Here is a 19,363-nt window from a genome sequence, read left to right on the forward strand (position 1 = left end):
TCACGCCTTCCCGGCGATCATGGCGATGGCTTTCTGCACGGACCAGCCGAGCAGCAGCAGGGCGAAGGCGGCCTGCGCGATGCGCATCCATGGAGGAGAGAGCTCGTCCGCATAAATCACGACACCAACCCACATCAGGCTGAAAGTCCCGACCAGGATGATTGCCGCCCAGTTCAGCCCCCGCTGCCACATATGCGCAGTCTTGCAGTCGGGGGTGAAAGAGCCGGTATGTCCGGAGTCGTCATCCAGTCACCGGTGGGGCAACATGTGCCGGTGTTGGCTGGGTCTACTTGCGTAGGGTGCGGTGCACGCCGATGCAACGGCGCAGGCGCATGCCGCGGGGACGCTTCGGAGCGCTGTCCTCCATCGCGGTGGCCAGCGCGGCCCCCGCACGAGCATCGGACAGGATGCGCTGCATGGCCTCGCCGTCCTCGGGGAGCTGACCCTGCTCGGCCAGCTCGCGCCTGAGGAACATCAAGGGATCGGGCGCGTCCACGGCCCCGGCTGCCACCGAAGCCCGCGCGGCCGTGAGAAGGTGCAGGTGGTGGGACCGCAGTACGGCCTCACGCATGCGGGCGTGCTCCAGGTCGTCGACCAGTGTCCTGGCGATTCTCAGCAGGTCCCCGGCATGGGTGGTCTCGTCGGCGAGGAAGGCGCGGATGTCGTCAAACTCCGAGCGGGTCATGGCGGGCACCTCCAAGAGCGCAGTCTGCTCGTGAGTACTTCGTACCTGAGGGCGATTGCGGATGACTTGCTGACGGCTTGACCTGGCGTCTCCGGCGCGTCGACATGACAGAGGTTTGAGGGTCAGGTGGTGAGGGAAGGACCTCATGATTACCTAAGTTGCGCGAAGTGGGTGCCGCGGGCTGCTAGAGTTGCCTAGCGCAGGGCGGCCGAGGGGTTCACAGAGCTCCGGAGATGCCCCGGCAAACCTCACTTCCTCCTTGGCCATCCGGGACGATTCGCATCACTCCGGATGAGCTGGTAAGTTAGAGGGGTTGTCCCGGAAACGGGGCGCGACTTAATTCCCGCAGTTCTCGCGAGTCCGGTCAATTTGACAGGAATTCGAGGGGATGTAAGAATTAAGACATAACGCAAGACCGAAACGAAACGCTGGAAAACGCGTCCGTTTCTTGAGAACTCAACAGTGTGTTAAAAGCCAGTGCATGTGCATCACACATGTATGACCCCGTCATTTTTGACGGTTATTGCTTGGATGATTCATCCGAACATGATCATTGTTTGGAGAGTTTGATCCTGGCTCAGGACGAACGCTGGCGGCGTGCTTAACACATGCAAGTCGAGCGGAAAGGCCCTTCGGGGTACTCGAGCGGCGAACGGGTGAGTAACACGTGAGCAACCTGCCCCTGACTCTGGGATAAGCCCGGGAAACTGGGTCTAATACCGGATATGACCGCCTCCGGCATCGGGTGGTGGTGGAAAGTTTTTCGGTTGGGGATGGGCTCGCGGCCTATCAGCTTGTTGGTGGGGTAGTGGCCTACCAAGGCGACGACGGGTAGCCGGCCTGAGAGGGCGACCGGCCACACTGGGACTGAGACACGGCCCAGACTCCTACGGGAGGCAGCAGTGGGGAATATTGCGCAATGGGCGGAAGCCTGACGCAGCGACGCCGCGTGGGGGATGACGGCCTTCGGGTTGTAAACCTCTTTCAGCAGGGACGAAGTTGACGTGTACCTGCAGAAGAAGCGCCGGCTAACTACGTGCCAGCAGCCGCGGTAATACGTAGGGCGCAAGCGTTGTCCGGAATTATTGGGCGTAAAGAGCTCGTAGGTGGCTGGTCGCGTCTGCCGTGAAAGCCCGCAGCTTAACTGCGGGTCTGCGGTGGATACGGGCCGGCTAGAGGTAGGCAGGGGCAAGTGGAATTCCTGGTGTAGCGGTGAAATGCGCAGATATCAGGAGGAACACCGGTGGCGAAGGCGGCTTGCTGGGCCTTACCTGACGCTGAGGAGCGAAAGCGTGGGGAGCGAACAGGATTAGATACCCTGGTAGTCCACGCTGTAAACGTTGGGCGCTAGGTGTGGGGGTCTTCCACGATCTCCGTGCCGGAGCTAACGCATTAAGCGCCCCGCCTGGGGAGTACGGCCGCAAGGCTAAAACTCAAAGGAATTGACGGGGGCCCGCACAAGCGGCGGAGCATGTTGCTTAATTCGACGCAACGCGAAGAACCTTACCAAGGTTTGACATCACCCGGAAAGCTCCAGAGATGGGGCCCTCTTCGGACTGGGTGACAGGTGGTGCATGGCTGTCGTCAGCTCGTGTCGTGAGATGTTGGGTTAAGTCCCGCAACGAGCGCAACCCTTGCTCCATGTTGCCAGCACGCCTCTTCGGGGGTGGTGGGGACTCATGGGGGACTGCCGGGGTCAACTCGGAGGAAGGTGGGGATGACGTCAAGTCATCATGCCCCTTATGTCTTGGGCTGCAAACATGCTACAATGGCCGGTACAGAGGGTTGCGATACCGCGAGGTGGAGCGAATCCCTAAAAGCCGGTCTCAGTTCGGATTGGGGTCTGCAACTCGACCCCATGAAGTCGGAGTCGCTAGTAATCGCAGATCAGCAACGCTGCGGTGAATACGTTCCCGGGCCTTGTACACACCGCCCGTCACGTCACGAAAGTCGGCAACACCCGAAGCCCGTGGCCCAACCAGCTTGCTGGGGGGAGCGGTCGAAGGTGGGGCTGGCGATTGGGACGAAGTCGTAACAAGGTAGCCGTACCGGAAGGTGCGGCTGGATCACCTCCTTTCTAAGGAGCATCTTCACGCGGTCTCGGCGAACGCCCGGGACGCGTGACAGCTCACTAGTGGAGCACTGGCTAGTCAGCTAGGCCGGGTTGCCGGACTGCTAGTACCGCCCGCCCCCTCAAAGGGGTGGGAGTGGGAACGGAGTTACCGGGGGCTTGGACTGGGTCTGAAACACACTGTTGGGTCCTGAGGGAACGGGCATTGCTTCCGTTGAAGTCCTCAGTACAGGGCCACCGAAGAGTCGATGTTTGTCGGCTTGGAGGTGGTTGCTGTTTGTTGTTTGAGATTTGCATAGTGGACGCGAGCATCTTTGTGGCCAAGTTTTTTAGGGCACACGGTGGATGCCTTGGCATCAGGAGCCGATGAAGGACGTGGGAGGCTGCGTTAAGCCTCGGGGAGTCGCCAACCAGACGTTGATCCGGGGATGTCCGAATGGGGAAACCTAGCACCAGTCATGTGGTGTTGCCTCCGCCTGAATGTATAGGGCGGTTGGTGGTAACGCGGGGAAGTGAAACATCTCAGTACCCGTAGGAAGAGAAAACAAGAGTGATTCCGTGAGTAGTGGTGAGCGAAAGCGGATGAGGCTAAACCGGGCGTGTGTGATAGCCGGCAGGCGTTGCACGTCCGGGGTCGTGGGACCCTCTGGCAGTCTCTGCCGAGTCTGCAAGAAGTGATAAACCTTCGAGGTAGTTGAAAGCTCTGGGAAGGGCTGCCGTAGACCGTGAGAGCCGGGTAGGCGAAATCTTGAAGGCTTCTTGAGGGGATCCCAAGTAGCACGGGGCCCGAGAAATCCTGTGTGAATCTGCCAGGACCACCTGGTAAGCCTAAATACTCCCTGGTGACCGATAGTGCACGAGTACCGTGAGGGAAAGGTGAAAAGTGCCCCGGTGAGGGGTCGTGAAAGAGTACCTGAAACCGTGTGCCTACAAGCCGTAGGAGCTTACATGAGGTTCGCCTTGTGTGTGATGTGACTGCGTGCCTTTTGAAGAATGAGCCTGCGAGTTATGGTGTGTGGCGAGGTTAACCCGTGTGGGGGAGCCGTAGCGAAAGCGAGTCTGAAGAGGGCGTTTGAGTCGCATGCTGTAGACCCGAAGCGGAGTGATCTACGCATGGGCAGGTTGAAGCTCAGGTAAGACTGGGTGGAGGACCGAACCCACCAGGGTTGAAAACCTGGGGGATGATCTGTGTGTAGGGGTGAAAGGCCAATCAAACTCCGTGATAGCTGGTTCTCCCCGAAATGCATTTAGGTGCAGCGTCACGTGTTTCTTGCCGGAGGTAGAGCACTGGATGGCCGATGGGCCCGACAAGGTTACTGACGTCAGCCAAACTCCGAATGCCGGTAAGTGAGAGCGTGGCAGTGAGACTGCGGGCGATAAGGTTCGTAGTCGAGAGGGAAACAGCCCAGATCACCGACTAAGGCCCCTAAGCGTGTGCTAAGTGGGAAAGGATGTGGAGTCGCAGAGACAACCAGGAGGTTGGCTTAGAAGCAGCCACCCTTGAAAGAGTGCGTAATAGCTCACTGGTCAAGTGATTCTGCGCCGACAATGTAGCGGGGCTCAAGCACACCGCCGAAGTCGTGGCACTGACAGCTATGTGCTGTTGGTGGGTAGGGGAGCGTCGTGCAGCCGGTGAAGCAGCAGAGTGATCTAGTTGTGGAGGCTGTGCGAGTGAGAATGCAGGCATGAGTAGCGAATCGAGGGTGAGAAACCCTCGCGCCGGATGACCAAGGGTTCCTGGGGCAGGCTAATCCGCCCAGGGTAAGTCGGGACCTAAGGCGAGGCCGACAGGCGTAGTCGATGGACAACGGGTTGATATTCCCGTACCCGCTTCAATGCGCCCATATCGAACCCCTTGATACTAAGAGTCCTTAAGTCCCTGACGCTCTTCGGAGTGTGGGTGAGGCTGAACGCTCGACCTGATTGGGTAGTAGGTAAGCGATGGGGTGACGCAGGAAGGTAGTCCAGCCCAGGCGATGGTTGACCTGGGGTAAGCATGTAGGGAGTGAGGTAGGTAAATCCGCCTCGCATATATCCTGAGATGTGATGCCGAGCCGATTGTGGTGAAGTGGATGATCCTATGCTGCCGAGAAAAGCCTCTAGTGAGTGTTGTGGCGGCCCGTACCCTAAACCGACTCAGGTGGTCAGGTAGAGAATACTAAGGCGATCGGGTGAACTGTGGTTAAGGAACTCGGCAAATTGCCCCCGTAACTTCGGGAGAAGGGGGACCTCTGCTGGTGATCGGACTAGCTCTGTGAGCTGGTGGGGGTCGCAGTGGCCAGGGGGAAGCGACTGTTTACTAAAAACACAGGTCCGTGCGAAGTCGTAAGACGATGTATACGGACTGACGCCTGCCCGGTGCCGGAACGTTAAGGGGACCGCTTAGTCAGCGCAAGCTGGCGAAGGTGAGAACTTAAGCGCCGGTAAACGGCGGTGGTAACTATAACCATCCTAAGGTAGCGAAATTCCTTGTCGGGTAAGTTCCGACCTGCACGAATGGCGTAACGACTTCCCCGCTGTCTCAACCGCAGACCCGGCGAAATTGCACTACGAGTAAAGATGCTCGTTACGCGCAGCAGGACGGAAAGACCCCGGGACCTTCACTACAGCTTGACATTGGCGTTTGGAGCGTCTTGTGTAGGATAGGTGGGAGACTGGGAAGCTCGGACGCTAGTTCGGGTGGAGTCATTGGTGAAATACCACTCTGGTCGTTTTGAACGTCTAACCCTGGTCCGTGATCCGGATCGGGGACAGTGTCTGGTGGGTAGTTTAACTGGGGCGGTTGCCTCCTAAAGAGTAACGGAGGCGCCCAAAGGTTCCCTCAGCCTGGTTGGCAATCAGGTGTCGAGTGTAAGTGCACAAGGGAGCTTGACTGTGAGACTGACGGGTCGAGCAGGAGCGAAAGCTGGGACTAGTGATCCGGCATCGGCATGTGGAAGCGGTGTCGCTCAACGGCTAAAAGGTACCCCGGGGATAACAGGCTGATCTTCCCCAAGAGTCCATATCGACGGGATGGTTTGGCACCTCGATGTCGGCTCGTCGCATCCTGGGGCTGGAGTAGGTCCCAAGGGTTGGGCTGTTCGCCCATTAAAGCGGTACGCGAGCTGGGTTTAGAACGTCGCGAGACAGTTCGGTCCCTATCCGCTGCGCGCGCAGGAGACTTGAAAGGGGCTGTCCCTAGTACGAGAGGACCGGGACGGACGAACCTCTGGTGTGCCAGTTGTACCGCCAGGTGCACGGCTGGTTGGCTACGTTCGGAAGGGATAACCGCTGAAAGCATCTAAGCGGGAAGCTCGCCTTGAGATGAGGTCTCCCACCACGAGAGTGGGTAAGGCCCCCGGTAGACGACCGGGTTGATAGGCCGGAGGTGGAAGCGCGGTAACGCGTGGAGCTGACCGGTACTAATAGGCCGAGGACTTGACCACAAAGCAGACTTTTCTAGTCGTTGCTCGCGTCCACTACGCAATTCTGAGACAGCAAACAGGCTGTTTCTCAGGGTTACGGCGGTTATGGCGGGAAGGAAACACCCGGTTACATTCCGAACCCGGAAGTTAAGCTTCTCTGCGCCGATGGTACTGCACTCGGGAGGGTGTGGGAGAGTAGGTCACCGCCGGACAATCTTTGATTGGGGAAAGCCCCGACGCACAACGCGTCGGGGCTTTTCTTGTTTGGACGACTATCCGCGGAGGGCGGTTGGTAGTCCAATGGGGGCATGTCCGCGTCACCTGAGCCGTTAGGCACGATCAAGGTAGAGGTGCTGCCCGATCCCGGTTATCGGGGCACGCTCGGCCCGGCTGATCTACTGGAGAAGTTCGAGAGCCGGGCCGGCGAGCTCGGCGCTTCGATCGGAGCGGTGGCCGAGCGCGTGCGCGCGGCCCTGGAGGAACGCCTGGTCCGGCAGGATACCGAGGCGTGGGCGCTGTCCGAGGTCAGTCTGGCGCTTTCGATGAGTCTGGAAGCCGAGAGCGGCGTGGTGATCGCGAAGGCCAAGACCGGCGGCACGTTCCAGGTGTCGCTGAAATGGACCAGAGGCAAGACATGAGCCGCCCCGCGGTCGGGGCGGTGCTGACGCCAGAGCCGCGCGGCACGGCGTTCGCCGTCACCGACCGGTTGTTGCTGACTTGCTGGCACTGCCTGGCCGATCCTCGGGACCGTACCAAGCTGCGGAGCGAGCGGGTGGTGCTGCGGTTGGCGCCGGATGTGCTGGTGGAGGGCGTTTACTCCGACCACGACCCGCGGCTGGACGTGGCGTTGCTGGAACTCGATCCGGAGACGCCGCTGCCACCGGGCTGGCGGCCCGTTCCGCTGGGGAGGCACGCGCAGGCGGCGGGGGAGACGCGGGTGGTGGGGCTGGGGTGGCCGACCCACAATCCGTCCACCGTCGAGCCGCAGTCCCTGCCTGCCAGGGTCGCGGTGCGGCGGACGACGATCCATGACGGCATGCCGGTGATCCAGCTGTTCTCGGATGAGGTGGCGGCACGCATGCGGCCACGCGGGTTCAGCGGCGGGCCTGTGCTGGTGGACACCGTCACGGGGCAGGTGGCGGTAGGCGTGATCTGCTGGATGCAGGAGGACGACGAAGACGAGGGGCGTGCGGTCGGGGGCACGGTTTACGCCGTTCCCGTCGCGGAGATCATCCAGCGCTGGCCCGAGCTGGGGGCATCACTCGACGCCGTCGACGAGCTGGCCGGGGACGTCGACGCGCCCGGGCGCGGGCAGATTGCGAACTTCATCGACACCCACTTACGCGGCAGCCAGGGCACGTTGCCGTTCGCCGGACGGGCCGCTGAGCTGGACACGCTCGACGCTTGGCTCGCCGATCCGGACGCGCCGCCGTACCACCTCGTCTGCGGTGAGGCGGGGGCGGGCAAGAGCACGCTGCTGGTGCGGTGGGCGACGGCGGTGGCGGCGGGCCAGCCGTGGGTGCGGCCGGTGTTCGTGCCGGTCAGCTTGCGTTATGAGGCCACCGGGGCCGGCGAGGTGTTCACGAACCTGTTGCATCGTGTCGCTCGCGTGCACGGGGTCGGCTACGACTACAACGCCGGCGAAGCGCGGGCCAGGGACGCGCTGGCGGCGTTGTTATCCCGGCCGGCACCCGACGGGGGGACGTTGCTCGTGATCGTGGACGCACTGGACGAGGCCGGCTGGGAGCCGGGACCGGCGGACTTTCCCCGGCGTCCGGGGCCGGGCGTGCGGATTGTGTTGTCCGCGCGGCACACCGCTCGCCGACCCTCGGCCGAGGCATGGGCGGAGGCGCTCAACCTGCCGGACACCGCGGTCACGCGGCTCGGAGCACTGTGCGCTGATGACGTCGCCGAGCTGCTGCGGCAGGTACGGCCACAGGACCCGGTCGACGACATCGCCCCGGCGTTGTGGCGGCTCACCCGAGGAGATCCGGTGACGACCGGCCTCTACCTGCGTGATCTGGCGGATCGGCCGCTCGTCGATCTCGCGGCGCTGGAGCGGGCCGCTCCAGGGCTGGACGGATATTTCGCGATGTGGGAGGAGGAGCAGGAGCGGCAGTGGCGGGCCCGCGACGCCAAGCGGCTCAAGGACGGCAGACGGTTGCTCAACCTGCTCGCCGTGGCCGAAGGCCCGGTACGCCTGACAGAGCTCCGCAGCCTGGCTCCCCGCGTGGGCAAGGCGTTGGACGCCGACCGGCTCCGCCAGGCCGTCAGGCTGCTGGACCGGCTGGTGCTGCCCGGTCGCGAGCCCGACAGCTTCCTCATCGCGCACCCGCTCATCACCCGCATGTTGCGCAAACGGCTGGACGGCGACGGCGATCTCGCCGCGTACCGGGAGGCGTACGTCGCGTGGGGGCGCGAGGTCATGGACGCGCTGCTGGCCCGCGAGCTGTCGCCGACCGCCGTGCCCACGTATCTGGCGCGCCATCTCGCGGCGCACCTGGTGCCCGACGAGGCGGGGGCGGGCGTGCCGATGCGGGAGGCGTTCGCGTTGACGCACGGTCTGTGGCGGCGGGCCAGGGAGACCGGCTCGGACGAGCTGGACGGCTACCGCGCCGACGTACGGCGGGTGGCGGCCCGGGCGCGTGCCGCGAACCAGCGGGCCTTCGAGGCGGGCGAGCGGCTGCCGTACCTGCCCGAGCAGATCTTGTGCGCGGCGGCCTTGGCCGGCGAGCGGGCGGCGCTGGGCACGGAGATGAGCCACCACCTCGCGGCCCAGCTCGTGCGGTACGGGATCTGGCCGCCGGGCCGGGCGCTGTCCCTGCTGGCCAGTGAGGTCTTCGACAGCACCAGAGCGCATGGCCTGCGGAGCCTGGCGCCATACCTCGGCGAGGAACACCTGCCGGCGTTGCGGCAGATCCTGGAGAAGTCGGTGGACGCCTTCCCGGAGTATCTCGCCCCGGCGAGTGCCGCCTACGCGCGGCGGCTGCTGGAGCTGGGCCGGGTCGAGGACGCGCTGGCGGTCGCCGAATGGCTGCCCGACGACCACCGATATCGCGGGCTCGTGCACGTGTGGGTGGTGAGCGAGCTGGCGCCGCTGCTGCCCGCGCCGCTCGCCGAGCGGATCCTGATCGACGCGATGGACGCGGTCGGCGTCATGGACACCTTCGCGGCGTGCTGGCTGACCAAGCAGGTGCCGGTGGGGCTGGCCGAGTCCGCGGGGATCAGGGACAGGCTGGTCTCGGCGATGCAGTCACGCTTCGACCCAGGGTGGCGGATCGGCGCCGAGGCGTTCGTGGCGGCGGCGCGGTGGTTGTCCCGCGACGTGGTGGACGGCGTGTTCCAGGATGTCCTCTTCGGCCCGGTCACCCTCGACCAGCAGTACGAGCTCATGCCGAGCCTCCACCACGACGGGCTGTTCAGCGTCCTGCCGGCGGAGCACGCCGCGCACGCGGCCGCACGGGTGGTCGCCGAGCTGGACTACACCAAGCGGGTGGTCTGCCTGATGCAGCTGCTTCCGCTGCTCGAGGGGGACGAGCGGGAGCGGTACGCCGAGGTGGCCTTCGAGCAGCCGGAGCTGCTGAGGCACCTGCAGATGGTGGAGCTCGACGTGGTGTGCCCTGCCCTGGCCGCGGCCGGATACGCCGGCAGGGCGCTGCGGGCCGTCGGGGCCGAGGACAAGGATCGTCTCTGGACGTGGCTGATGGCCATGTGGCGGTACTTGACGCGGGAGGAGACCGAGCTGGCGTTGAGTATCACCGTGCACGATGCGGAGGATTCCGTACCGGACCGGCCTCCGCGCAAGTGGGCGCTGGCCAGGCTGGCGGCTTTCGGGCCGGAGGAGGCCGGGCGAGCGCTCGACCTGGTCTACGACCAGACGGACCGGCAAGGGCTGGCGCCGACGCTGGTGTGGCAGCTGGCCACGTATCTGCCCGAGGGGTCGCTCGAGCCCAACCAGCGGGCGTCGTACCGCGAGCCCTGGTGGGAGCGCTGCACCTATCCGGGGGCCTGGCGTTCGTGGGAGAGCGGCGTCAGGCGCTACCCCAATCAGGTGGGTCAGGTGCTCGGCGACGAGCCCCTGGACATGCTCTACGCGGCCGCCACCGACATGGACGAGGACGATGTCCCGCACCTGATGGCCCTGGCCGACGCCCAGCCCGATCCTTGGGTGCGCCTCACGGTGCTGGCGGCGGGCACCCATCCGCCGCACCCCACGGTGATGGAGGCCATCATGGCCGGGCTGCGGCGGCTGCGTGACGAGGTCGTCGATGAGTCCGCCTACGACGGCTATCCGGCGCAATGCCCGTGGCTGGTGCGCGGCATCGGCGACTGGACGCCGTTCTTCGTCCGGCTGCTGTCGCCGGCGGCGGCCGAGACCGTCAAGCCGCTGCTTTTCGAGGGAGGCTATCTCGATGGGGTGGCGCGCCTGCACCACTCTCCTTTCGGCAGCGACCACAAGCGGCTCGACGACTGGGCGCACGACGTTCTGGCGCTCATGCCGATCCTGTCGGTGGCCGAGATCGACGCCCTGCTGGAGCTCAGGGGAGGGGACCCCGGGATCAAGTCGGAGAGCACGCGCAAGGCGTTCGAGGCCGCCGCGGCGAGCGCCCTCGCGGGCCTGGGGGAGGTGGAGCGGGCCTACACGCTGGCGAGTTGGCTCGGGTGGCAGACGCAGCTGATCAGGTCGTCGGCCATGGCGGATATCCTTCCCCAACTTCCCACGGAAGGCCTGCTGGAGTGGGCAGCCGAGGTGCATCGATACTTCGACGACGCCAAGGACCGGGGGCAGCTGTGGGCGGTGTTCCACGATCGGTGGGCGGAGCTGGGGCGGGAGGAGATGTGGCGGGCGGTCGATCGGTGGACCACTGAGCTGCCGCTCGACAGCCGCGGCGGCGTCATCGCCGACATCCTCTTCTACCGGTCGGCCATCGCCCGGCTGGGTGGGCACGCTGAGGCGGTCCGCATTCTCGATCTGCTGGGAGTGGCGCGTTAACCCCGTTCGAGCAGGGGCTCGATGCGGTACGGGATCTGGGTGGACAGGGCGATCGTGGTGTCCGTACGCTGCACGGCGGGCGAGGCCAGGACGCGGGCGATGACCTCCTGCAGATGATCGGTGCTCCTGGCGACCACCCGGCAGAGCAGGTCGTGCTGGCCGCTCGTCCCGTGCACCTCCAGGATCTGCGGCACGGCACGCAGTGCCGCCACCGCCTCCTCCAGCCGGCCCTGAGCGATCTGCAGCCAGACGAACGCCAGGATCGGATGCCCGGCCGCGGCCGGCGACACCGTGGGCCCGAAGTCCTCGATCACCCCGCGTGCGGTCAGCTTCTCCACCCTGGCCTGCACCGTGCCCCTGGCGACGCCCAGGAGACGGGCGAGCTCCGTCAGGCCGACGCGCGGGTTGGCCCGCATGGTCACGAGCAACCTGGTGTCCAGCTCGTCCATGCCGGCCCCCTTCCAGGACTGTGCGATTCGACCAGAGTATGCGGCTTCGGGAGTGCGAAAGTAAGCGTATCGCGCAGCAAAACTACGCGCTCTTGCCAGGAAAAGCGGAACTTGCTGTTATCTGGGCATGTTTGAGGAAGCGCAATACTTCGCCCCGGTCGCGGCCCAGGCCGACGGGTCGGTGGTGGTCGAGCTCTCGGCGTCGCATCCCGGGTTCGCCGACCCGGTCTACCGGGCGCGGCGTAACGCGATCGCGAAGCTCGCGGTCGACTATCGTCCCGGCACGCCCATTCCCGCGGCCCAGTACACCGAGCAGGAGCATGAGGTGTGGGCGATGGTCAGCAGGGAGCTGGCGGTCAAGCACGCCACGTACGCCACGGCGGAGTACCTCGACGGCGTGGAGCGGCTGGGGCTGCCGGCCGAGCGCATCCCGCAGCTGGAGGAGGTCTCGCGGCTCCTGGAGCCGCTGACCGGGTTCCGGTATCTGCCGGCGGCGGGGCTGGTGCCGCTGCGGGACTTCTATGGGGTGCTCGCGGACGGGTTCTTCCACTCGACGCAGTACATCCGCCACCATTCCGTGCCCTTCTACACGCCGGAGCCGGACGTCGTCCACGAGGTGATCGGGCATGCCAACGCGCTCGCCAGCTCCCGCTATGCCGCCCTCTATCGCCTGGCCGGCCAGGCGGCGCGGCGGGTCGAGGGGGAGGAGGCGCTGGAGTTCGTGTCGAAGGTGTTCTGGTTCACGCTGGAGTTCGGGGTGATGGCGGAGCGGGGCGAGCTCCGGGCGTACGGGGCGGGGATTCTGTCGTCGTACGGGGAGATCGAGGAGTTCCGCGCCATGGACATCAGGCCGCTGGATCTGGCGGCCATGGGCACGACGCACTACGACATCACGAAATATCAGGACGTGCTGTTCCGGGCGGACTCCTTGGAACACCTGGAAGACGTCGTGGGTGGCTTCTGGGACACCTGTGACGACGACTCGATCGCGAAACTGCTCGCCGCCGCCGTCTAGCGGCGCATCGCGCTTCTTCGTGATAATGCCCGGGTGATCAGGGGCCGGCGGCAGGCGTCAGCACGGGTGGTGCTCGCGCTCGCCCTGGTCCTGTCACTGGTCACGGCACCCGTGGAGCCACGTTCCGAACGGCCCCGAGGTCCCCTGTGGGCGGTGCCCGTGGCCCGGGAGGCGACCCTGGCGTGGATCGAGAGCATCGCGGCCGAGGAGGCCGTGGGGCCGATCCCGGCCAAACAGATCACCAAACGGCTCGACCGCTATCTGGCCGGCCGCCCTGGGCCGGTCACCGCCATGGTCAAGGACCTGGCGACCGGGCGGCTCTACCGTTACCACCCGGGCGAGCGGCTGATCACCGCGAGCAGCGCCAAGGTCCAGATCCTCATGGCGTTGCTGCTCAAGACACCGTGGAAGAAGGTGCCCGAGGCGGTCAGGCGGGACGCCGAGCTGATGATCCGCTACAGCGACAACCACGCCGCCGACCGGCTCTGGTTACGCATCGGCGGGGCGCCGGGATTCACCAAGGCCGGGCGGCGGTTCGGGCTGAAACACACGCAGGGCGTCGCCGGTGACTGCCTCGACCTCTATTGCTGGGGCATCACCCGGACGTCGGTGGACGACCAGATCCGGCTCATGAGCGCCCTGGTGTCCGGCAAGAGCCCGCTCAAGGGCGCGGAGCGCGAGCGGGTACTCGGGCTCATGGGCAAGGTCGTCGACGGCCAGGACTGGGGCATCAGCGCCGCCGCGTGCCGGGGCGAGCGGGTGGCGTTGAAGAACGGCTGGCTCAAGCGCGTCTCGACCAAGCGCTGGGCCGTGATCAGCGTGGGCCTGATCAGGGGCGACGGCCACGACTACGCCGTGGCCGTGCTCACCGAGGGCAGCTCCGACGTCGGGTACGGGATCGCGACGGTCGAAGGCGTCGCCAAAAGGATCATGCAGGACTTCCGGTCATGCCCGGAGTGACCAGCCGGTAGCCCACGCCGCGCACGGTCTGGATGAGCTGGTCGTCCTCGTCGCCCAGCCGCGCCCGCAGCCGCTTGACGTGCACGGCGATCGTGTTCGTCGAGGTGGTGGCGGCGGTGTGCCACACGTTGCGCATGATCTGCTCGCGGGTGACCGTGCGGTCGGCGTTGCGCATGAGGTATTGCAGCAGCTCGAACTCCCGCAGCGGCAGGTGCACGGCCCGCCCGCCCACGCGTACCTGGTAGGCCTGCACGTCCAGCTCGACCCCGCCCACGATCAGCACCTTGCGCGACTCGGGCGAGGACGCCTGGATGAACGGCAGCAGCTCAAGCACCCGGTAAGGCCGGGCCACGCAGGCGGCCGCGCCGGCCGCGAGAGCGCGCACAGCCTGCTCGGCGTGCCCCTCGCCGACGCCGAGCAGCACCGGTACGGCTCGCGCGAGCCGTACCGCGCGCACGAACTCGACCGCGTCGATGACCGGGAGCGTGGCCGAGACGAGCACCACGTCCGGCTGCAGGGCTCCCGCCTGCAGCAGCCCCTGAGCGCCGTCAGGTGCGCCGGTGACGGCCACGCCCTCGCGTTCGAGGGCGGTGGCCAATGCCTCGACCACGGCGCTGTCGGGGTCGGCGATGAGCAGTACGGGCTTGGTCCTCGTGTCCCCGTGCATCGTGGATGCCGCCTGCTGCTGGGTCATCAGCCGAAGCGTCCCGTGATGTAGTCCTCGGTGCGCTTGTCGGATGGGTTGGTGAAGATACGGCTGGTCTCGTCGTACTCCACGAGGCGGCCGTGCCGCACGCCCTTGCCGTCGACCTCGGCGGTGAAGAACGCGGTGCGGTGGGAGACGCGAGCGGCCTGCTGCATGTTGTGCGTGACGATCACGATCGTGTAATCGCGCGCCAGCTCCTGCATCAGGTCTTCGATCTTGGTGGTGGCGATCGGGTCGAGGGCCGAGCACGGCTCGTCCATGAGGATGACCTCGGGGCTGACCGCGATGGCCCGCGCGATGCACAGGCGCTGCTGCTGACCGCCGGACAGGGACAGGGCGTTCTGCTTGAGCTTGTCCTTGACCTCGTCCCACAGGGCCGCCCGGGTGAGCGCCTGCTCGACCAGCTCGTCCATCTTGCCCTTCGTGCCGTTGACGCGGGGGCCGTAGGCGATGTTGTCGTAAATCGACTTGGGGAAGGGGTTGGGCTTCTGGAAGACCATGCCGATCCGGCGGCGTACCTCAATGGGGTCCACGTGGTCGCCGTAGAGGTCCTCACCGTGGTAGAGGATCTTGCCGGCCGGGCGGGCGCCGGGGATGAGGTCGTTCATCCGGTTGAAGCACCGCAGCACCGTGCTCTTGCCGCAACCGGAGGGGCCGATCATGGCGGTGATCTCGCGATTGCCGATCAGCATGTCGACCTCGCGCACGGCCTCGTAGTCGCCGTAGAAAACGCTGAGGTCGGAGACGGTGAAGACCGGATCCAGGGCCTCGAGATTACGGGGGGCCTCGGGACCACGGACGGTGACGTTCGCCATGGGGGTTCCTATCTCAGTCATATCTTCCTTCACCAGCGCCTCTGATAGCGGTTGCGGAGCCAGATCGCCACCGAGTTCATCAGCAGCAGGATCAGCAGCAGGATCACGATCGCGGCGGCGGCCAGGATGTGGAAACCTTCGCGCGACTGGGAGATCCAGTTGAAGATCTGGATCGGGAGGACGGTGTAGCTGGCGAAGATGCCGTCCGGGTTGAAGCGGATGAAGGACACCGCGCCCAGCATGATCAGGGGAGCGGCCTCGCCGATGGCCCGGGAGAGGGCCAGGATCGAGCCGGTCGCGATGCCGGGGATCGACGCGGGCAACACCTGACGGTAGATCGTCTGCCACTGCGTGGCGCCCAGTGCCAGCGATCCCTCCCGGATCGACGGCGGCACCGCCCGGATCGCCTCACGCGAGGCGATGATCACGATGGGGAGCACCAGCAGGCCGAGGGTGATCGACGCGGTGATCACGCTGAAGCCGAGGCCGATCGTACGGGCGATGATGCCCAGGCCGAGGATGCCGTAGACGATCGACGGGATACCGGCGAGGTTCTGGATGTTGAGCTCGATGATGCGGTTGTACCAGCGGGTCCGGTCCGCGTACTCCTCCAGGTAGATCGCCGCGGCGATGCCCGTCGGAATCGTCATGACCGCGGTCAGCGAGATGACCCAGAGCGTGCCCGTGATGGCAGACTGGGCGCCGGCGATCTCCGGATTGCGGATCGACGGCATGTTCTCCCAGAGCCGGGCGTCGATCCGCGGCCAGCCCTCCACCAGGACGAAGGCGAGGAGGGCGACCAGGAAGATGAGCGCCAGCGCCAGGCTGGCGAGCAGGAGTATCCGGAACAAGATTTCCTTGACCGGACGCCCCTGGCTCGCCAATTGCACGGCGGAGCGTGGCGTCGAGAGAACAGCCATTACTCGTACACCTCACGATATTTCCGCACCAGGCGGGCGCTGACGTAGTTCATGACGAACGTCATCACGAAGAGGAGAGCGCCGACCGCGAAGATGGTGTCGTAGTCGACCGTGCCCACCGGAACGTCGCCGGAACCTGCCGCGGCGATGAACGCGGCCATGGTCTGCATCGGCGCGCCCAGGTCGAGCGTGAAGTTGGGCTGACCGCCACCGGCGATGTAGACGATCATCGTCTCACCCGCGGCCCGCGAGATCGCCAGGATGACGGCCGCGACGATGCCGGAGAAGGCCGCGGGCAGCACCACGCGGAGCGAGGTGACCATCCTGGAGGCGCCAAGGGCGAAGGAGCCCTCGCGCAGGCTGTTCGGCACCGACGACATCGCGTCCTCCGACAACGATGCCACGATCGGAATGATCATGAAGCCGACCACGAGACCCGCGCTCAGGGCGTTGAAGATCTCGATCTCGAACCACAGGATGTCCCGCAGCAGCGGGGTGACGAAGCTCAGCGCGAAGAACCCGAAGACCACGGTCGGGATGCCCGCCAGCACCTCGAGCACTGGCTTGAAGATTTTCCTGACGCGAGGCTTGGCGTATTCGGACAGGTAGATCGCGGCGGCCAGGCCGAGTGGGACGGCGACGACGATCGCGATGCCGGTCGTGATGAGGGTCGCGCTGACCAGCGGCAGCACGCCGTAGCTCGGGGGTTCGAACAGCGGTCCCCAGTTGGTGGAGGTGAAGAACTCCACCACGCTGATTTCCCCGAAGAACCTGATCGTGGGCTCCAGGAGGGAGAACACGATGCCGACCGTGGTGGCGATGGAGACCAGGGAGGCCACCAGAAGGATCGCCTTGATGGTCATCTCGCCATAACGCGGGCGCGACCGCGCCAGGGACTGGGGAGTCCCCGGCACGGTCGCGGAGTCGCGAACCGCCATCAGCTGCTCTTCAGCGTCGACAGGTCGGCCTTGAGCTTGCTCTCCTGCTCCGTGTTGAGCGGGATGAACTTCGCGTCCGTCGCAATCTTGTTGATGTTGGCCACGTAGTAGTCGAGGAAGGCCGCGACCTCCGGCCGCTTGACCGCGGCGGTGGACGGGTAGATGAACAGCGGCCTGGCCAGCGGCTTGTAGGTGCCGTTCTGCGCCGTCTCGACGCTCGGCGCGACACAGCCATCGCCGCCGTCGACCTCAACGGCCTTCAGCTTGGCGGCGTTCTCCTCGAAGTAGGTGTAGCCGAAGTAGCCGAGGCCGCCCTTGCTGCCCTCGACGCCCTGGACGGTGACATTGTCGTCCTCGCTGGGGCTGTAGTCCTTGCGGCTCGCGCCCTCTTCGCCGTTGATCTCGTCGGTGAAGTAGTCGAAGGTGCCGGAGTCGGTGCCCGGGCCGAAGAGCTTCAGCGGCTCGTTCGGGAACTTGGGGTCGATCTGGTTCCAGCTGGTGATCTTCTTCTCCGCGCCCGGCTCCCACATCTTCTTGAGCTGGTCGACGGTGAGGCAGGTGGCCCAGGTGTTTTCCTTGTTCACCACCACGGTCAGCGCGTCGGTCGCCACGGTGAGCTCGGTGTACTTGATGCTCTTGGCGTCGCAGGCGGCCTTCTCTTCGTCCTTGATCGGACGGGAGGCGTCGGAGATGTCGGTCTCGCCGTTGCAGAACTTCTCGAAGCCGCCACCGGTGCCGGAGGTGCCCACGGTCACGTTGACCTTGGCCTGCTCCTCGGCGAAGAACTCCGCGGCGGCGCTCGTCAGCGGGGCAACCGTGCTGGAGCCGTCAACCTTGACCTGCCCGGCCAGTTCGGCACCGGCGCCGGTGCTGGCGGAAGCTGTGCCCTCCCCGGCGGGCGTAGTGGTGTTGGTGCCGCCGCAAGCGGCGGAAAGGCCCACAACGATGGCGGCCGTCGCCACCGCGCTGAGGCGGCGCTGTCCACGGGTCACGGTATTTCCTCGTCCCTAGTGAGATCTGTAGTCGACGTCTCCGATAACACCGGGCGAAAGTGAACGGGAGTAGAACGACCCGTGACTGAGGTACAAAGAGGTGTCCTTGGTCGTATGAATAGCGCGTAAGGGTGATCCTGGAGAGATGAGCTATCGCGTATGTGTGGTGTGCATGGGGAATATCTGCAGGTCACCGATGGCGGAGGTGGTGCTGCGCAAGGCCCTCGCCGATCGGGGGCTGGCCGATCGCGTCGTCGTGGAGAGCGCGGGGACCGGCGGCTGGCACGAGGGAGACCCCATGGATGAGCGGGCGCTGCACATCCTGTCCGACCACGGGTACGACGGCTCCACGCACCGGGCCAGGAAGTTCACCAAGGACTGGTACGACAGGTATGACCTGGTCCTGGCCATGGATCTTGACAATCTTGCCAATCTGCGGCGAATGGCACCCGCCGGCGTGGAGGTGCGGCTGTTCCGCTCGTTCGACCCCGCGGCGCCGCCTGGTGCCGAGGTGCCCGACCCTTACTACGGGGGGCGAGAGGGGTTCGAGGAAGTCCTCGCGCTGGTCGAGTCGGCCGCCGAGGGCCTGGCGGAGCACATCGCCGATGAGATCGACTGAGGAGCTCGGCTCATCCCACGGGTGGCGCCTGCAGCGGGGCGTGCTCGACGACGGGCGGCAGGTGTTCGCGAAGACCGGCGTTGTTTCCGAAATGTTCACTTCGGAGGCGGCCGGGCTGAGGTGGCTCGGCGAGGCGATCGCGGTTCCCGAGGTGATCGAGGTCGGTCCCGACCGGCTCGTGTTGTCGTGGGTGGAGCAGGAACGCCCGACCACGGCGGCGGCCGAGCGGTTCGGGCGGGAGCTGGCCCGGCTGCATCGCTCGGGGGCGCCGGGCTTCGGGGCGCCGTGGCCGGGGTTCATCGCCGAGTTGCCGATGGACAACGCGCCGTGTGGCGACTGGCCGGCGTTCTATGCCGAGCGGCGGGTCCTGCCCTTCCTGCGTCAGGCGCACTTGTCCGCCTCGGCCGTGGCCGCCGTCGAGCGGGCCGTGGAGCGCTTCGCCGAGATCGCGGGGCCGGCCGAGCCGCCTTCGCGGATTCACGGGGATCTGTGGAGCGGGAACGTGCTGTGGTCCGGCGGGTCCGCTGTGCTGGTCGATCCGGCCGCGCATGGCGGGCATCGGGAGACGGACCTGGCCATGATGGCGTTGTTCGGGCTGCCGTACCTGGATCGGGTGCTGGGGGCTTACCAGGAGGAATGGCCTCCGGCGGACGGCTGGAGGGAGCGGGTACCGCTGCACCAGTTGCATCCGCTGCTCGTGCACGTGGTGCTGTTCGGCGGGTCTTACCGGGACAGCCTGATGGAGGCGGTACGGCGGGTGCTGGCTCTCTGACGATCAAGGATGAACGGCACCTGA

Annotated in this window: 14 protein-coding genes and 3 rRNA genes; 9 read left to right on the forward strand and 8 right to left on the reverse strand. The window is 65.6% G+C overall.

Annotated elements, in window-relative coordinates; translation table 11 throughout:
- Entirely contained in the window at positions 1 to 192 is a 192-nt protein-coding gene (locus OHA25_RS19725) for a hypothetical protein (protein WP_305924142.1), read from the reverse strand.
- Positions 193 to 286: 94 nt separating this feature from the next.
- Entirely contained in the window at positions 287 to 685 is a 399-nt protein-coding gene (locus tag OHA25_RS19730) for a hypothetical protein (protein ID WP_327589005.1), read from the reverse strand.
- A 554-nt stretch (positions 686 to 1,239) separates the two neighbouring features.
- Between OHA25_RS19730 and OHA25_RS19735 the strand changes: the two genes are divergently transcribed.
- The 5 genes from OHA25_RS19735 (at position 1,240) to OHA25_RS19755 (ending at position 11,153) form a co-directional block, all read left to right on the forward strand.
- Positions 1,240 to 2,762: ribosomal RNA gene (locus tag OHA25_RS19735) — 16S ribosomal RNA — on the forward strand.
- A gap of 312 nt (positions 2,763 to 3,074) precedes the next feature.
- Positions 3,075 to 6,181, forward strand: a 23S ribosomal RNA gene (locus OHA25_RS19740).
- 74 nt (positions 6,182 to 6,255) lie between these two features.
- A 5S ribosomal RNA gene (gene rrf, locus OHA25_RS19745) occupies positions 6,256 to 6,372 on the forward strand.
- The 16S, 23S and 5S rRNA genes sit together here, the layout of an rRNA operon.
- A gap of 138 nt (positions 6,373 to 6,510) precedes the next feature.
- Positions 6,511 to 6,798, forward strand: a complete 288-nt coding sequence (locus tag OHA25_RS19750) for a CU044_2847 family protein (RefSeq protein ID WP_327589006.1) — start codon at positions 6,511 to 6,513, stop codon at positions 6,796 to 6,798.
- A complete protein-coding gene (locus tag OHA25_RS19755) occupies positions 6,777 to 11,153 on the forward strand; it encodes a trypsin-like peptidase domain-containing protein (protein WP_327589007.1) in 4,377 nt (1,458 codons plus the stop codon). Before OHA25_RS19750 ends, OHA25_RS19755 begins: the two co-directional genes overlap by 22 nt.
- Here the strand turns inward: OHA25_RS19755 and OHA25_RS19760 are convergent.
- Positions 11,150 to 11,602 (reverse strand): Lrp/AsnC family transcriptional regulator, encoded by a 453-nt coding sequence (locus OHA25_RS19760; RefSeq protein WP_327589008.1) that lies wholly within the window; start codon positions 11,600 to 11,602, stop codon positions 11,150 to 11,152. The genes OHA25_RS19755 and OHA25_RS19760 overlap by 4 nt on opposite strands.
- 127 nt (positions 11,603 to 11,729) lie before the next feature.
- Between OHA25_RS19760 and OHA25_RS19765 the strand changes: the two genes are divergently transcribed.
- Complete coding sequence (locus OHA25_RS19765; RefSeq protein WP_327589009.1) at positions 11,730 to 12,617, forward strand: phenylalanine 4-monooxygenase; 888 nt, start codon at positions 11,730 to 11,732, stop codon at positions 12,615 to 12,617.
- 33 nt (positions 12,618 to 12,650) lie between these two features.
- Positions 12,651 to 13,577: a serine hydrolase gene (locus OHA25_RS19770; protein ID WP_327589010.1), complete on the forward strand. Its 927-nt coding sequence runs from the start codon at positions 12,651 to 12,653 to the stop codon at positions 13,575 to 13,577.
- On the opposite strand, the gene OHA25_RS19775 is transcribed toward OHA25_RS19770, so the two are convergent.
- The 5 genes from OHA25_RS19775 to OHA25_RS19795 all read right to left on the reverse strand — a co-directional run bounded on the left by OHA25_RS19775 (position 13,546) and on the right by OHA25_RS19795 (position 17,948).
- Positions 13,546 to 14,271: a response regulator transcription factor gene (locus OHA25_RS19775; protein ID WP_305924997.1), complete on the reverse strand. Its 726-nt coding sequence runs from the start codon at positions 14,269 to 14,271 to the stop codon at positions 13,546 to 13,548. The two genes, OHA25_RS19770 and OHA25_RS19775, sit on opposite strands and share 32 nt — an antisense overlap.
- A complete protein-coding gene (gene pstB / locus OHA25_RS19780) occupies positions 14,271 to 15,119 on the reverse strand; it encodes a phosphate ABC transporter ATP-binding protein PstB (RefSeq protein ID WP_442942127.1) in 849 nt (282 codons plus the stop codon). The genes OHA25_RS19775 and pstB overlap by 1 nt, the downstream gene beginning before the upstream one ends.
- Before the next feature lie 8 nt (positions 15,120 to 15,127).
- Complete coding sequence (gene pstA / locus OHA25_RS19785) at positions 15,128 to 15,949, reverse strand: phosphate ABC transporter permease PstA (protein ID WP_327589011.1); 822 nt, start codon at positions 15,947 to 15,949, stop codon at positions 15,128 to 15,130.
- 68 nt (positions 15,950 to 16,017) lie between these two features.
- Positions 16,018 to 16,956: a phosphate ABC transporter permease subunit PstC gene (gene pstC / locus OHA25_RS19790; protein ID WP_327589012.1), complete on the reverse strand. Its 939-nt coding sequence runs from the start codon at positions 16,954 to 16,956 to the stop codon at positions 16,018 to 16,020.
- Complete coding sequence (locus OHA25_RS19795; RefSeq protein ID WP_327589013.1) at positions 16,956 to 17,948, reverse strand: phosphate ABC transporter substrate-binding protein PstS family protein; 993 nt, start codon at positions 17,946 to 17,948, stop codon at positions 16,956 to 16,958. The genes pstC and OHA25_RS19795 overlap by 1 nt, the downstream gene beginning before the upstream one ends.
- A 145-nt stretch (positions 17,949 to 18,093) precedes the next feature.
- On the opposite strand from OHA25_RS19795, the gene OHA25_RS19800 reads away from it, so the two are divergent.
- Positions 18,094 to 18,567 carry a low molecular weight protein-tyrosine-phosphatase gene (locus OHA25_RS19800; RefSeq protein ID WP_305924993.1) on the forward strand — a complete coding sequence of 158 codons (474 nt, stop codon included), beginning with the start codon at positions 18,094 to 18,096 and terminating at the stop codon, positions 18,565 to 18,567.
- Positions 18,554 to 19,339: a fructosamine kinase family protein gene (locus OHA25_RS19805; protein WP_327589014.1), complete on the forward strand. Its 786-nt coding sequence runs from the start codon at positions 18,554 to 18,556 to the stop codon at positions 19,337 to 19,339. The genes OHA25_RS19800 and OHA25_RS19805 overlap by 14 nt, the downstream gene beginning before the upstream one ends.
- The last annotated feature ends 24 nt before the right edge of the window (positions 19,340 to 19,363 follow it).

Origin of the sequence: Nonomuraea sp. NBC_00507 (assembly GCF_036013525.1) — a bacterium.
In the GTDB taxonomy this organism is placed as follows: domain Bacteria; phylum Actinomycetota; class Actinomycetes; order Streptosporangiales; family Streptosporangiaceae; genus Nonomuraea.